The organism is Petralouisia sp., from assembly GCF_056822245.1.
Genome location: NZ_JBQIOP010000038.1, coordinates 23,485 through 39,693 on the forward strand (window position 1 = coordinate 23,485; position 16,209 = coordinate 39,693).

Below are 16,209 nucleotides of genomic sequence, written 5' to 3' on the forward strand. Positions count from 1 at the left end.
ATAAAACCTTCGCTGCAGTACTAATGTTTTCTGGAAAAGAAATTCATCAAAATCTCCTTGATATGATTGTACCGTCTGGCATAGGAGTTTTCCACCCGGATCACCTGCAGGTCAAAAACATCGCTGATTTCCTGCTTTTGCCGCTCCCGCTGCCGCAGAAGCTCCTCTTCCAGCTGCTCCCGTCCCTCCAGTTCAATGGCCAGTACCGGAATTTCCCCGTCCTTTTGCTTTTCATACACTACGAAATCAAACTGATGCCCGGGATACTCTGGAAACAATTCCTCTGCATCCACTTTCTGCTGCACGAAAAAACGGTTCTGAGACAGCCAGATATTTTCCAGTGCATGATTTAAATTCTTCAGGAACGCTTCTTCTGTTTCCGTACTGAAGGGCTTTACCCCAAGGGCCCGGGAATTGGCTTTTTTCTGGGTGACCTTCGACATTCCGTTCTGTCTGGTATACTGCACCAGTTCGTAGAAATCATCTTCTTTGTCCTGCTGATGCAGCCAGTCCAGATGCTTCATATCCGCCAGAATCACCAGCTTGTCCCGGGCCCGGGAAGTTGCCACATTGATGAGTTCTTTATTATTTTTCAGCCATTGATAGGTGCCCTGCCCGGTCTGTTGGGTGATGGCAGTGGAAAACAGCACCACATCTTTTTCATCTCCCTGAAAAGCATGGACGGTTCCGCAGTCCACATTGGCAAGACGGGCTTCCCTGGCCGCTTCTTCCAACAGTTTTCTCTGATTTACAAAAGGCGTAATCACCCCTATGGTCTTATCCCGGTTTGCGGCGGCATAACGCAGGATCTCCTCCACCTCGGCAGGCGCGGTATTTTTCCCATTGCTCTGGCTGTCCTTTACATCAATGTACAGCAGAGGCTCTTTTTCATCGCTTTTCGTCTTAATACAGAGTTTTTCATTGTAATATTTCTTGTTGTTAAATCCAATGATTTTCTCATGGCAGCGGTAATGGTAGTGAAGAAGGATTTCATCGCTGACCGCGTCGCAAGCCAGAAAGGTTTTGTAAATGGAATTTTTCCGGTAGTCATATTCCTCGGAAATATTGTATTTTTTCCTTAATTTCTGATTAACCAGTTCTTCTAACTGAATCACCGGATTCAGCTGCTGGGGATCTCCCACCAGCATCAGGCTGCCGCCCCGAATCACCGGAACCAGAGACACCGCCAGATTGCACTGACTGGCCTCATCCATAATCACCATGTCAAACATGGGCTCCGGCTCTCCCAGTTTATGGGCGGAAATGCAGGTGGTGGCCACAATGGGGAAAATTTCCTGCAGCTTGCGGATATTTTCTTTCTTGCTGAGATACCTGGCAAATTCCTCTAACTGCAGCTTTTTATTCTGATTGAAAATAATGTTTTTCAGTTCCTCATGTCTGGGTAAATCAATTTTTTTGATATAACTGGCTGACGTGTAATACAGGTACTTTTTCAATTCCTCCACATTGTCATCCAACAGAGAAAAAGCCTCTTCTTCCGTAATATCCCCTGTCTTTTCAATTCTGCGTTTCACCTGCTCCATCTGCCTTCCCTGCAAATCCGCCTGAAACGGCAGCATTTGAAAGGATATATTCTGTTCATTTTCAAATTCCAGTACCCGGTGAATGGTTTCCCTACGTTCCTCTAAATCTAACCGCTCCTCGTATCTGCGCAGCAAGCCGGACAGCCGTTTTGCCCGCTCAATCCTGTCCTCCCGGTTTCTGTCCAGGGTGGATTTATAAACCGCGATTTTCCTGGTCTGCTCATATACGTTCCTGATATATTCCAGGGCCTCCTGCATTTTCTCATTGCTTCCCAGACGCAGCGCCGGAAAAGGAATCCTGTGATTCTGATATTTCATTCCCAACAGTTTTTCCATCACTCCGTTGATGGGATGATTGTTATAAGATGCAAACAGTACGGTTTTCTCATTGAAAAAAGCCGTTACTATGGTATTGATGATGGTGCTTGTCTTTCCGGTTCCCGGCGGCCCCTGAATGTAAGCCACCGGATATTTCATGGCATTGTTAATGGCCAGAAGCTGATCCAGATTCACCTTCTGATCCGCTAACACAATGGGGTATGCCTTTCTGCGCACCGGCCGGCTGACCATTTCCCCGAAAAAAGCCCGGATGGGCGCGGTCACTTCCTCCTTCTGATACATCTCAATGACTGCCTCATATTCCTTGTGCAGATCTAAAAGAATATCCATGCCCAGCCCGATCATATACGGCATATCATCCACGGCCTGGCTGCCATGGCGGGTGATGCAGTCCTTAATCTGCTCCTGATTCTGTGTAAACTCCTTCAAAAGTTCATATTCCTCGGCGTCCAGATATTTCCGTATATTTTCCTTTCTGCCGTCCAATGTGTATTCGGTGCAGATGGAAATATCCTCCTCCGGATGCAGAACCCTGCGTTTTACATCCAACTGCAGGTTCCGGTAAGCCAAAACATATAATCCCCTGGGGGTATGGATACTGAGCACATTCATGGCAAGCTGCTTCAGCCTCAGCTTTCCGTCCTTTTTCTCCCTGGTTCCGTATTGAAAATATTTCACAATCATGCGAAACTGTTCTTCGTTCAGAGGGTAATCCGCCCCGTGAAAACTCTCCCGATCCAAATGGCGTATCAGTTCAAAGTCCGAGTGATAGGGCACCATATCCAGACGGTTGCACATTTCCAGATAGTTCAGTATCTTCAGGTTGACGGGGTGTTCAAACAATTCTTTATATTTATGGGGATTCAGATAAATATCCCTGACCAGCTCCTGATTGACAGGACAGTAAGAGCCTTCCACAATACTGGAAGAAAGAATGGAATCTATATAAATCACGTCGAAAGTCTCCGTGGTGTATCTGCCCAGGTGCAGTCCCTCCACTTTCAGCGTACGTTTTGCCGGATTCAGATTGTAAATGCCGATCCAGTATTTTGAAATCTGATGCTCCTTGTTGCGGTATTCAATACTGAGCCATTTGCCCTCGTGAATGGCTCTGAAAATATCCCGGTAAATGGTGTTCATTTTTGCGCTCCCTGTTTTCTGGCTTTTTCGATATTTTTATTATATCGCCAAATAGAGGGGATGACAACAGAAAAACAGGGAGCAGTTTATTTCAGACTGGATTAAACTAGCGGCAGTTTAACTGCTCTGCTTATGTTCCCTCAGGTAAATGAGCAGGGAATATATCACCGGAATCACTATCATAAGGGTAAAAATAATCCACATGCCTTCTAAATTCAAACATGCATCCAGGATAAAAAACGCTCCGGCAAGAATCCAAATCCCTCCGGCAAACCTGTGGGTTTTGTTCCAGTTTTCTTCATTATACAGCGTCCATGGCAATTTTAATCCCACCGTATAATTCTGCCGGATTTTAGGAAGGTAGTTTCCCACGGTAATCAGGATAATTCCCATAAATATTTTGGCCAAAAGCGGAGCATTGATGTCCCAGGACAACGCATAGCTGTATATGCCGATGCCGCACATTAAAGAAGCGCCGGGGCAGATGAGAAGCATCATACGGTAAACTTTTCTGCCGATGCCCTGTTTCCTGGGGTCCATTGCCATATATGCCGCGCTGACCAGGTGCCCTGCAAAGCAAAACAGAGGCAGGCCGAAAACAGCAAACGTCCTGCTGCTCCACCCATTGGGCTCATTATCTGGCCCGAAATGGGTAGCCAATGTCTCCGGAAGCTGATCCCACAGCAGAATTCCTGCCGCCATGGGAAGCAGTACAGCCAGACCTGTAAGTATAATAAATCCTTTATTTTCCTTCAGCAACTTCATAATCCTTCTCTCCCTTCAGCTCCGACAGCCACAGCATTACTTCTTCCAGTACAGATACATTCAGCTCATAATAGATAAAATTCTTCTCCCGATGCTCATACACCAGTTCCGCCTTCTTCAGCACACTCAGATGGTAGGAAATGGTTGCTCCGGTCATGTTGAAATTACTGACAATTTCCCCGGCGGACAGGCGGTTCTGTCTCAGAAGCGTTAAAATATCTCTTCTCACCGGATCTGACAATGCTTTAAAAGTTTCTGCAAATCCCATAACAATCACTCCAAACTATTTAGAATATTTTCTAAATACTATTTTAATCCTTTTTGGGAAAATAATCAATAAGTATTTTTAAATTTTTCTAAATAGTTACCAATTGCACTCTATTCCGATGCAGCTCCCAACCGGATAAAAATGTCCAACAACGCCCCATCCAGATATAAAAGGATTTCTTCTGCATCTTCTGAATGTTCCTGCACCAGTGAAGCGACTGCCTGACTGACCTGCTCCTTTGCCGCCTGAGCCTTCGGCTGTTCCCAGGCATTCGGTATCCTGCCCTCCGCCTGTGCCTCTGACTGTTCCCAGACGCTCTGTATCCTCTGGCATTCTTCCCCGGTAAATTTCTGTTCTGACAGCGGCTTTTTAGCCATAACATGGCATGCAATATCCCGAAGAACCACCCAGCAGATATTTTCTATCATGTCCTCATACCGGCTGTCATAGTTTAGCAGCGCACTCCGCACATAATCTTCCGGAAATAGATTCAGGAATTTCTGTTCTGTCCGGATGCATAAAATAAATTCATAAATTCTGTCAATTCCCTCCAGGCCGGAAAGATTTTTCAGCACCGGATAATCCAGCGTCAAAATCGTATCCTGGGGACAGAATTTCATGTCGTACCATTTGAAAAATTCCGGCAGGCCGTCAATCACTGTGTCATGCAGGCAGTAATTGCCATAATAGACAAAAGCCGGCGTAATCTCATTGTAAAGCTCCAATGCTTTCCTTGCTTTTTCTTCCACCTGCTTTGCCCCGGCTTCATAGAGCTTTTGCGCCGTCATGTTTCCATCGGCAACCGCAGTCCGGTTTACGGATATTTCTGTTTCATGGATACAGTATTTCACGGCCTGCATCAACTGCTGCGCCTCTTCATAGGTCATAGAAGTGTGTTCAAAAGCAGTGTATTTTTCAGCCAGTTTTCCTACAATCGGCACAAGTTCTTCCATCGTCAGTTCCATACACAATTACCCCCAATCATATGTCTGTTCCTTTGCGCTTATCCCCAGCAAAGGTCTTTCAAAACCTCAAAATACACGTCGTAATCCCATCTCTGGACTTCATCAAACCTGGAATATTCCCGGTAACCCTCAGAACTCTGATACCCCTGATACCCGGCCCGGATCGCCCGCGCAAAAATATTCAGGCACGTCCCTTCCAGATAGTCCAAATCCCCATAACACATCAGTTCAAATTGTTCTTTCATCAGATGCAGCAATTCATCATCCGTAATTTCACCGTTCATCTCATTTTTGTAGAGATAAAAAATTTCCTGAAGCCGGATAATGGTATCCACATAATTATTCTGATCCACAAAATCAGAATCGCAGAATTCATAAATGATTTTCGTTGTAATGCCCTCGCCGAATTCCACGCGTTTTTGTTCCCGCAGCGTATTGTTTTTCTCCTCCAGAATCAGTTTGGCATCCTGTTCACTTAACACAAGTCCGTACCGCTCTGACTCCTGATTTGTTTCAATCACTTTTCCCAGTTGATTCTGCTGCTGTAATAAAATCATCCAATTTTCTTCCAAGAACATCCCTCCCTGTCATTGATTTAACTGCAGGAATAATATCTGCGTCCTGCAGAAATCCGCCTATTTTCAGTACGTGGGATTGATTATAGCATTGGGAATTGCAGATTGCCAGTCTTGAGTTTATGCAATTTCTGTGGTATAATAAATACAGAGAGAAAAAGAAACGGTACTTGGCTGTTTCTTTTTCTCTCTTTTTTATTGTAATGCCATTTAATAACTCTGGCAGTATTGCCCTGAAGGATGTGCATCGGGAAAAGTAGTGTTCAAAGCCTTCTCTTATACTTTCTGCCCCTGCGACTTTGAAATATTCATTATCTTGGTCAAAATGAACAAGATAATGAATACATCAATTATTCCGCATAATATTTTTGATTTCCACTTTTTGGCTTGTCTGGAATTGTCATTTTTAACTTCCCTGTATTCATCATCGGATTAAGATAATGCCTTCTAAAAAAACTCCTATCACTAATTCTAATATAATCCATGATTTCCTTTGCAGAATGCGGCTGTTTACAAAAAGCAATTATCATCTTGGTCACATCTTGGTCATTATCTTGGTCAAAATGAACAAGATGTGTATCTTTCTTGCTATTTAGTAGCTTCAAATACTTATCACACGCCTTACAAAGCACCATAATCCCTGATGCACTTATATTATATTCCGGCAATGGCGCATCATACTTTGCACAAGCCTCTCTGATTTTGTCAAAGCCTCTTCCCCACGCCTCAATCATTCCACTCTTAAAGAAAATACCCGCCAGCTTGGGATTATACGGCTTAGAAGAATGCTTCATAAACAGTTTATCTGCAGAATTTAATTCAGATGGCATCTCACCATCATTCCAAATATATATTTTATCTTCATATACGCTGATTTGGATAGGATTGCAGCTACTGTAATCCTTATGCACAATTGCATTCAGCAAAATCTCACGAAAGGCATCCTTATGAAACATAAACTGCTCAACTCTCTGAATGCCATCATAAAAAATCAATGCTTTCAAATATTTCGTATAGACTAAATCAACGGCCTTATCCACCTGTTCAATGAGAGAGCCATGTATTTCATCCTGATACCTCAAATCAGCATCGGAATCTCCAAAATAGCCAATTTTAATATAGGAACCTGTAACCCATTTCTCCGGATCTTTATAGAATGCCAACATTGCTGCTCTTATCAGATAACCATCTTCATCAATCAGGTGAAGATTTTCCATCAATATTGTATTATCAACCCTTGTTTCCTCCTCTGTCAGCCTTCCTCTTCTTATCGCCTTTTCTTTCAGTAAATCAATTGCCTCTTTTCTTAAATCTGTTACCTTCAACTTCAGAATCGGCATACCATCCCATGTTCTTCCCTGCGATTTTAAAATCGCTTTATCTAATTCTTTTCCGGTTATCGTTCTCATTGTACTGCCAGAGCGATAAAAATATTTACCATGATAGCTAATGAGGGAAGGGTACTTGTCTACAATAATCTCAATGTATTGCAAATCATTTTCGTATAGCAAGTTGACATCTGCTACAATGCCCATTGTATCTGTAATTTTATTCGGAATAGACTCCAGGAGTTTTTTCCTATCTTTGTCTCTAAGTCCAACAACATCTCCATTGTCATTTTTGCCAATATAAAGTGTTCCTCCATAAGCATTTGCATATCCGCAAATCCACTCTAAAAATTCATCATGCCATAATTCTTTCCATTCTATTGTCTGATGTTCCGGCATTCTCTTCACCTGCTTTCTATTAGACATACCCATTTGACTTGCATATCCTAAAAAATAATTTACCCGAATAATTCACCTCGCATACTTCTTAAAATTCTCCGCCTGTTCCAGCACTTCTTTATAGACATCATCAATCGTAACCGGAGGATACCCATATTTATCCAGCAAAATAATCAAATCCACCTGCAGATTTGCTTTGATATCCTCTCTGGTAGACCAATCCGTATATTTTGCTTTATCGTCTACCACTACTCTAATTTCTTTTGATAACTCTATCATTTTATCATTTGGATATTCAAATTCATACTTTTTTGATACTGCAAGCAAAATATCATAAAAGGCTTTTTCCTCATAATCAATGCCTATGCTGTGAAACGAATTTTTTTCCTCTTTCAATTCATGTATTAAATCTGCAAGCTGATTTGCCACATCATCCAAGACCTGGTTTGCAAAAGCCTCCTCATTCCTCCGATTATTATAAGTGTCAACAACCGCCCTCATTCTCTCCGCAAATTCAATACTTTTTATTTTGTTTACCCGCCTAAACTCCTCAATCGCATAAGACAGCAATCTCTGCAATGCTTTAATCTTCGTATTGGGCATAGGAATCTTTTCAATCCTTGCCATATACTCATCACTGAAAATATCAACGTCTATATGTTTCCCTGTTTCGAATAGTTCTTCAATACCGTCAGACTGTATTGCGTCATCCAGAAGCTTGCGGACTTTGGCATTCATCTGGGAAATATCCGGCGCCTCTCCTTTTGTCAGTTTAAACAGCACTGAGCGCACCGCCTGATAAAAATGTACTTTTTCAATATCTGTATTTTTAAACTGTTCACTGGAACTGCACAAATTAAATGCCTGTTTCATTTTTCTTACTGCTGCCATAAACCGAAGCTCCAAATCCTGCGTCAGCTGAACATATTCTACTGCTCTGTTCAGGCAATTTAACTGTTCTACCGGGCTTCCCGCATAGTAATCCCTTGCGTTAAAATTGTGAAACATCTGGCCTAAAACCTCTAACTGATCCAAAACAATTGTCACTGCTTGACTAACGTCATCCAGTTCTTCCTTCTCAAAATTCGTATATTTGCGAAGCGCAGCATTCATGTTTTTCTTGATACCAATATAATCGACAATCAAGCCTCTGTCCTTGCCTTCATAGACACGGTTCACTCTGGAAATCGTCTGAATCAACGTGTGCTGCTGAATTGGTTTATCAATATACATTGTATCAAGGCACGGCACATCAAATCCTGTCAGCCACATATCGACCACAATCGCTATTTTAAAATTGGATTTTACATTTTTAAATTGCCTGTCCAATTCCTTCCTGTCCTCTTTTGTACCCAGCATCTTATAAAGTTCTTTACCATCGTCCTTATTTCTTGTCATGACAAGACGCACTTTCTCTATGGGCTTTAATTCTTTTTCCTCTTTCTCTGTTAATTCCACACCCTCCGGCGCTTTTCTCTTTTCTTTCCATTCAGGACGAAGCTCCGTCAAATTCAGGTAAAACGCATAGGCTATCAGTCTGTTTGCGCATACAAACATTGCCTTGCCTGCAACTGTAGAACCTTCTTCCACTCTTTTCTCATAATGTGATACAAAGTCTTTTGCTACTGCTTTTAACCTGTCAGGATCGCCAATAATTGCGTCCAGGTGAGCGACCGCTTTCTGACTTTCCTCGATCTGTTCTTCAGAGGTTCCGAGACTGGCGCATTTATCATAATATTCTTCAATCTCGCGCAGCTTGTCCTCACGCAATGTTACTTTTGCCGCCCGTCCGTCGTAAACAAGATTTACCGTTATTTCATCTTTCACCGCCTCTGTCATGGTGTATGGATGTCCGACAATATCTCCAAACACTTCCACCGTGGCATCAATGGGTGTGCCCGTAAAACCAATATAGGTTGCATTCGGTAAGGAATCATGCAGATACTTGGCAAAACCATACGTTTTATTTACGCCTTTTTCCGTAACTTTTACTTTCATATCGAGGTTAATCTGTGAGCGGTGTGCCTCGTCTGAAATGCAAATCACATTATACCTGTCTGTTAAAAGCTGAGTATCTTCCGTAAACTTCTGTATGGTAGTCAAGTACACCCCGCCGCTTGGTTTACCCTGTAATTCCTCCCGCAGTTTATCCCTTGATTCTATGCTTATGACATGATTGTCCCCAATAAACTGTTTAGACGCAGCAAATTGTTTGGAAAGCTGAGCGTCTAAATCGGTTCGATCGGTAATAATTAAAATAGTTGGACTTTTGAAATAACTGCTTTTCATAATCATGCGGGTAAGAAAAAGCATGGTATAGCTTTTCCCGCATCCGGTCGTTCCAAAATATGTACCGCCTTTACCATCGCCATATGGTTTCATATGTATTTTCACATTTTCAAACAGATTGCTGGCAGCAAAAAACTGGGGATAACGGCACACTACCTTTGTATTTTTATCTGCAGCATCAGGAAAATAGATAAAGTTCTTCACTACCGCAAGAAGTCTGTCCCGGGCAAACAGGCCATCTATCATGGTAAACAAAGAATTGATGCCGTCCATTTCCCTGTCGTCATCATGAACCTTTCTCCAGGCGTAAAAAAATTCATATGGTGTGAATAACGAGCCATATTTACTGTTTGCTCCGTCACTGATAACCACGAATGCATTGTATTTGAAAATTTCCGGAATATCTCTCTGATATCTGACTGTCAGCTGTGTGTATGCATCCATTATAGTTGTATGTTCCTGTATTGCAGTCTTAAATTCCCATACCACAAGAGGAAGTCCATTCACATAGATAATGCCATCAGGAATGCGAATCTGATAATTATATCCTTCTATTTCCAACTGGTTTACAATCTTAAAGATATTTTTTTCCGGTTCCCCATAGTCTATCAATTCGATAAATATATCTTTCTTGTCTCTATCTTCACGATTGAACACAAACCCGTCTATTATCATGGACATAATTGTCTTGTTGGATTCATACAAAGTTCCGCCTATGGTACGCAATGAGAGAATAATACTGTCAATCTCGCTTTCTGTCAGTTCATCCGAAGCATATCGGGTGCATAAATATTCTTTTAAATCGTCTACTATCAGAACTTCTGACTTTTCACGCAACAATTCGCTGCCTGTCTGATGGATATAGCCTTTATTTTGTAAAAGTTCTATGATAGATAGTTCTAATGCGTGTTCGTTAAAATTCGCCATTATGTTCACTCCTTTATTATGAAATGCTTTTCATCATTTCAATAAAATCATTTCGTTTCTTTTCCCAACGCATATCTGAAACCTTAATAGCAAATTCACTAGACATGAGATTTTTTAATTCTCCCAGCCTCTTTTTAAGCAATTCTTCTTCATCATCTAATTTCATTCCTATTTTATTTGGATTTACTGCTCCTTTAATTTCTTTGTACTCAAATCCAGGAAGAAGTATAGAGGTATATTCACTTTTCAAAACCCATGCCGCTCCCATTTCGTTCAAGCACGCAGGACTTTCATAATAGTTCTTAGAGAGCATAAAAACAACATACAACTTATAATTGTGGAATAATGATGATAAGTAATCGTATATATCCTGATTTAGGGGTATTGCATAATCAGGAATAGATGAGCAAAATAAATTATCGTCCGTCAGCCCAATATCTGCAAGAAGTTCAACAAAAGGTTCAACATATTTCAAATCCTCTGAAGAATGACTTATAAAAATCTTTGATTTAAGCATCTTTTTATCCTCCCTTTTCTCTATTTCTTTTGGATAATATTTACCAATATTTTTTTGGATAACAGACAAAGAGCCTTTTAACTTATTGAAACTCTCCCTCTCATTATAATTTTTACCATCGAACTTATGTATAACGCCGTTTGCATTAATTATATTCCAAATATATGTATCATTAGTTCTATCAAATATTTCTTGCAGTTCAAATTTAACAGCTTCCTGCCACTCAATAAATTCAGAATCATCATATATAAATTCTCCAGATGGAACACATAATCCCTCTACTGGTTCAAACTTCCTAAAACGAGTTTCAATAGTAGGCATAGCAGAAATTAGTTCCATTAAATCTTGTTTCATATAATCTCATGCTCCTTTTCAGCAAATGATAATTTAGCGGCTTGATATTGTTGCAAGAACAACCCCTTGCAACTTTTGCAGTTTTTCTATTTCAGAAAGGTTTTCTTCTTTACAATGAATTAGTTTCATAACCTTTTCGGAAAATAATTTCTGCAATTCAAGCGGTGGAATTGCTATTCCGTAAGCGTGAACATCATTTCTATTTAGTGTAGGAACAGCACTACCACCAACAAAACCATCATAATTAAGATTTTTCAGCAAATAGAACACCCAAATCGGCTCTACCTGATAAATCTGCTTTACATAGAGCGATGTGTTGTGTGTCCAACAGTTACATAAGTATAATCTCGGATTTCCAATATTTCCGCTTCGCCCCATCACAATGACAGGAGCTTCGGCAGTAAACTTATTATGATACCCAATAGTTCCAGTTGAACCTGCAACGGGATATTCACCACCAACCATTTCAATTCGAGGAAGGTCATGTCCCCTTTGAAGTTGCAATACATCGCCAACAGTACCTTGTTTCCAAAAAGAACTATCTGAATTATCAATAAAAAACTCTTGATACAACGTTTGGGCAGTCACATCTAAATTATCATTTATCTTCCGTTTAAGCTCAATCCTATCCTCTACAATCTTATACGCTTCAACAATTTTTCTTTGTTCACCAATATCAAGTACAGGAAGCTCCATCCGGCAAATATCATCCCAAGTGATTCCGCCTCTGACACTGCCATCTGTGTGCAGCCAGCAAATCCGGTCAAATTCTGCCCTGCGAAACCACATCATCAAATAATTTTCATCAAGAACATTATTATCTATAATTTCAAACATAAAATACGCCGGGGAAACAAGGGCTGGTTCATCTTCTCCATATAATGCAACCGGAAGCCTTTCATCACGACCAACATGCATGGGATTACAGGCAAATTTCCCTTTCGTTATCAATTTATATTTACTCAAATCTGTTCCAATTACATTTGCAACGGAAGGCATAAAAAATTTATCAATATTTATCCCCATCACTTTATTCGTTATGTTATCTTTATTACGTGTATCAGTCAAACGAATATAATTCCCCAAAAAGTCATAATTCGATTTCATACCCCAACTCCTTAAACACCTCTAACAAATCCGCTTTCGATTTCTCCTCCGCAATCAGCAGTTCCTTTAACTCCGCTTGCAGCGTTTTCATCTTCGTATCAAAATCAATCGTTTCATCCCGATTCACAAACTCAATGTATCTGCTGGGCACAAGCGTAAATCCTTTTTCTGCCACTTCATCATATCCCGCAGAATAGCAAAATTCCGGTATATTCTCATATGTATCTTCATACCCTATCTGCTGCCAGTTATGATAGGTTTCAACGACTTTTGCCCTGTCTGCCTCTGTCAACTCTATGTATTTCTTTTCATATGGGCTTCCTATCTGCCGCAAATCCATAAAAAGTATTTCCTTTTCCCGATTGCGGTAATGTTTCTCCATCCCGTTCATATCCACGGTACGCTCTTTTTTATTCTTATTGAGAATCCACAAAGTTACACTGATATCCGTCGTATAAAAAAGATTCCTTGGCAAAATCAGAATTGCCTCCACCAAATCATTTTCAATCAGCCTTTGTCTGATTTTTAACTCTGTTCCATCATCAGACAATGCGCCATTGGCGAGCAAAAAGCCTGCCGCTCCGTTTTGCGACATTTTTGATACAATATTCAATATCCATCCATAATTGGCATTGCTTGTGGGCGGTACTTCGTATCCATTCCATCTTGCATCATCTGTCAATTCATCAGCGGCACGCCATTCTTTTTGATTAAACGGCGGATTCGCCATGATATAGTCTGCTTTTAAATCTTTATGCTGATCATTTGTAAAGGTATTCGCTGCCATTTCTCCAAGATTCGCTGATATTCCCCGAATTGCCAGATTCATTTTCGCCAGCTTATAAGTTGTATTTGTATACTCCTGCCCATATATGGAAACCTTCTTTTTATTCCCATGATGGGCTTCAATAAACTTTATGGACTGTACAAACATACCTCCCGAACCGCAGCACGGATCATATAATGTTCCATCGTAGGGCTCGATCAACTCTGCAATTAAATTTACAATCGTTTTAGGCGTATAGAATTCGCCTTTCCCTTTTCCCTCTGCAATCGCAAATTTACTCAGGAAATATTCGTACATACGGCCGATAATATCATTCTCTTTATCCTTTGCAGTATCAATCTTATTGATTTCATCCAGCAACGACGCCAGTTTAACCGTATCAATCTGTAAGCGGGAATAATAGTTATCCGGCAAAGCGCCTTTTAAAACAGGATTTGTTTTCTCGATTGTAAAAAGCGCTGTATCTATCTTTAAAGCAATGTCGTCCTGCTTGGCATTCTCCATAATATAAGCCCATCTGCTTTCTTGCGGCAGATAGAACACATTATCTTTTGTATAGAATGCAATATTATCCGCAAATTTCTCCATACCGTCTGCAATAATCCTCGCTCTCTGAGCCTCAAATTTATCACTTGCAAACTTTAGGAAAAACAAACTTAATACCACATGCTTATATTCGGACGGCTCTACCGAGCCCCGCAATTTGTCTGCGGATTTCCATAAAGTCTCCTCCATAGAAATTTCTTTCTTCTTCGCTTTTGCTGCCACTTCTATATCCTCCTCAATCTTTGGAAAATTCCAAACTATTACTCCATTTCTACAAAGATGACTTACTTTCATTCACCTTGTATTTTCCATTATGTTTGTGCTTTTCCTCACACCTTTTCCCTCCAAATGCATTTCATATTATATCACTATATCGCTGTATTTTCCATTATGTTTGTGCTTTTCATCACACCTTTACCGCCTTTTCACACAATCCCAGACATCATGCTATTTACTTCCCGCAAAACTAACTTTTATCCCTGTAATAAAAGAGCATGGCCAGCGCCACGCTGCTTCGAACCAAAGACCAAAAGACAAGCATTATGGAATCCCTCTCATTCACTCATACTTGTTTCCAAACTGCAATAATGCTGATGTAATTCATATATTTTTTTCTGTATTAGTTTTATTAATTCCAATGGTTCTAACACAGTGGCGTTGTTCCCAAATGGCAATATATAATCGGCAACCCATTCTAAAGCAGCATGATTTATTTCCATGTCGATGATCCCGCCGCCCGTTGGAACTGTTTTTAATCCCCTTGCAAGTAAACATTCGCTTTCACAGCGTTTAACGCCTATATCTGTCAATTGGATTTTCATATGGTAATCATTCTTAACCTCTGTGTTTTCAAGATATTCCTGAATAGACGCAGGAATAGGGTATTTCCCTTTTGGATAAGGCTTTTCCTCTATGATTTCTTTCATACGGTCAACCCGGAACACTCTGATTTGATTTGCCGCTGTACAATAGGCGGGGCAATACCAAAGCCCATTCATAGCATATAAGCCGATAGGTATAATTGTGCGTGTACTTTCAGAATATGTTGACGAATACCGTATTGTTGCGGCATGACGGTTTATTGTAATAAGAAACATTGATTTAAGTAATGGCGAATCGCAATGTCTGTCTGGAATCCAAAATACTACTTTATTTTGAATCTGGGTGATACTGTTTTGTACATCTAACGGCAGACAATTCAAAAATTTTTTTAAAACGGATATGGTTTCTTGCTCAAACGGCAAGTCACGGTGATATTGCAAGGCTTGACAGGCAAAGAAAATAGCTTTTGCTTCGCTTTCTGAAAAAGCAATAGGCGGCAAAATGCGTTCTTTTAAAAGATGATACCCACCCGCCGCCCCAACTTCGGAGTAAAGGGGAAAACCAGCTTGTTCCAGTTCTTGCAAGTCACGCAGTATCGTTCTTTTTGATACGGAAAATTCATTTGCCAATTCGCCTACCGTAAAATCCTTTTTTGCATTTATTGTTATCATCATTTCGATCAGCCGTTCTGTTTTTGACATTTTTGAACTCCTTTCCGAATAGTGACAGCCCTTGTCACTATTCTATGATAAACTATCCATGTCCCAAATGCAATATGGCGCACTCTGCTGCCAGTCCGGGGAGGGTATTTACAAAGGCGCAAATTTTTGAAGCCGTATGGAGCATGGAACGTGAAAGTTGCCAGTCAAGCGTTGCCAATGTAATTTGCAGCTTACGAAAAATGTAAAGGAGAAAATCGTATGGAAAAACTGATGTACATGATGATGATTGAGAAAAGCAAGACCTATAATAAAATGACAAAACAGGTAGTTATGGAACACGTTGAGAACATAAGAAAGCTGGACGATGCGGGAAAGCTGGAAATCTGCGGTGTCTTTAAAGGTTATCCGGGAATGGCTGGTATGTATATCCTGAAAACAGAGAGCCGTGAAGAAGCAGAAGAAATTTGCAAAGCAGAACCGCTGGTTATGGGAGGATATGCAACCTACAAATTAGTTGGTTTGCAGATTGCAGACCGGGAAAATAATTACTTGCTGTAATTGGGAATAGGAACAACACTGGGGCAAACAAAATCCAGCTTACATGGAAACTGCATAACCGCCGCTGCATGGAACGGCAGAAAAACGGATTGGGGAACTCTCCGTTATCTTCAAGCGGCTTATGAGCACAGTCTGACCGGCGCATATCGGACGAGCATTTCACGGAGCCTTCGGCAGACTATGAAGCCGGGCAAAAGGAACTCCCCCCTACCCTGTTCTTAACTTGACCCACAAGTAATCATGGATATTTATCTGTTCCCATGCTATACTAAAGAAAAAGGGGCGATCCAAATGACGGCTGAATGCAGGAATTGGCA

At 40.8% G+C, this 16,209-nt stretch carries 12 protein-coding genes and 2 pseudogenes; 3 read left to right on the plus strand and 11 right to left on the minus strand.

Annotated elements, in window-relative coordinates; all coding sequences use genetic code 11:
- Positions 1-20: 20 nt before the first annotated feature.
- The 11 genes from ACTO17_RS14375 to ACTO17_RS14425 all read right to left on the minus strand — a co-directional run bounded on the left by ACTO17_RS14375 (position 21) and on the right by ACTO17_RS14425 (position 15,373).
- A complete protein-coding gene (locus tag ACTO17_RS14375) occupies positions 21-3,023 on the minus strand; it encodes a DEAD/DEAH box helicase (protein WP_482558417.1) in 3,003 nt (1,000 codons plus the stop codon).
- Between the two features lie 117 nt (positions 3,024-3,140).
- Positions 3,141-3,788, minus strand: coding sequence for an SdpI family protein (locus ACTO17_RS14380; RefSeq protein WP_482558418.1), 648 nt, complete (start codon positions 3,786-3,788; stop codon positions 3,141-3,143).
- Positions 3,766-4,056 (minus strand): autorepressor SdpR family transcription factor, encoded by a 291-nt coding sequence (locus ACTO17_RS14385; protein WP_172538845.1) that lies wholly within the window; start codon positions 4,054-4,056, stop codon positions 3,766-3,768. Before ACTO17_RS14385 ends, ACTO17_RS14380 begins: the two co-directional genes overlap by 23 nt.
- Positions 4,057-4,166: 110 nt before the next feature.
- Positions 4,167-5,021: a DUF6179 domain-containing protein gene (locus tag ACTO17_RS14390; RefSeq protein ID WP_482558419.1), complete on the minus strand. Its 855-nt coding sequence runs from the start codon at positions 5,019-5,021 to the stop codon at positions 4,167-4,169.
- 38 nt (positions 5,022-5,059) lie between these two features.
- Positions 5,060-5,599 carry a DUF6323 family protein gene (locus ACTO17_RS14395; RefSeq protein ID WP_482558420.1) on the minus strand — a complete coding sequence of 180 codons (540 nt, stop codon included), beginning with the start codon at positions 5,597-5,599 and terminating at the stop codon, positions 5,060-5,062.
- Positions 5,600-5,946: 347 nt separating this feature from the next.
- Positions 5,947-7,323, minus strand: coding sequence for an ATP-binding protein (locus ACTO17_RS14400; protein ID WP_482558421.1), 1,377 nt, complete (start codon positions 7,321-7,323; stop codon positions 5,947-5,949).
- Between the two features lie 72 nt (positions 7,324-7,395).
- Complete coding sequence (locus ACTO17_RS14405) at positions 7,396-10,539, minus strand: type I restriction endonuclease subunit R (RefSeq protein ID WP_482558422.1); 3,144 nt, start codon at positions 10,537-10,539, stop codon at positions 7,396-7,398.
- 16 nt (positions 10,540-10,555) lie between these two features.
- On the minus strand, positions 10,556-11,410 hold the full coding sequence (locus ACTO17_RS14410; RefSeq protein WP_482558423.1) for a toll/interleukin-1 receptor domain-containing protein: 855 nt from the start codon (positions 11,408-11,410) through the stop codon (positions 10,556-10,558).
- Between the two features lie 33 nt (positions 11,411-11,443).
- Positions 11,444-12,517 (minus strand): restriction endonuclease subunit S, encoded by a 1,074-nt coding sequence (locus ACTO17_RS14415; protein ID WP_482558424.1) that lies wholly within the window; start codon positions 12,515-12,517, stop codon positions 11,444-11,446.
- Positions 12,501-14,072, minus strand: coding sequence for a type I restriction-modification system subunit M (locus ACTO17_RS14420; RefSeq protein ID WP_482558425.1), 1,572 nt, complete (start codon positions 14,070-14,072; stop codon positions 12,501-12,503). The genes ACTO17_RS14415 and ACTO17_RS14420 overlap by 17 nt, the downstream gene beginning before the upstream one ends.
- 332 nt (positions 14,073-14,404) lie before the next feature.
- A complete protein-coding gene (locus tag ACTO17_RS14425) occupies positions 14,405-15,373 on the minus strand; it encodes a helix-turn-helix transcriptional regulator (protein ID WP_482558426.1) in 969 nt (322 codons plus the stop codon).
- Positions 15,374-15,447: 74 nt separating this feature from the next.
- Between ACTO17_RS14425 and ACTO17_RS14430 the strand changes: the two are divergent.
- From ACTO17_RS14430 to ACTO17_RS14440, 3 genes and pseudogenes are all read left to right on the plus strand, one after another.
- A pseudogene (locus ACTO17_RS14430) lies at positions 15,448-15,573 on the plus strand (helix-turn-helix domain-containing protein); the annotation flags it as partial.
- A gap of 19 nt (positions 15,574-15,592) precedes the next feature.
- A complete protein-coding gene (locus tag ACTO17_RS14435; RefSeq protein ID WP_482558427.1) occupies positions 15,593-15,892 on the plus strand; it encodes a YciI family protein in 300 nt (99 codons plus the stop codon).
- A 76-nt stretch (positions 15,893-15,968) separates the two neighbouring features.
- Positions 15,969-16,095 (plus strand): annotated as a pseudogene (locus ACTO17_RS14440) (site-specific recombinase); the annotation flags it as partial.
- Positions 16,096-16,209: the final 114 nt, after the last annotated feature.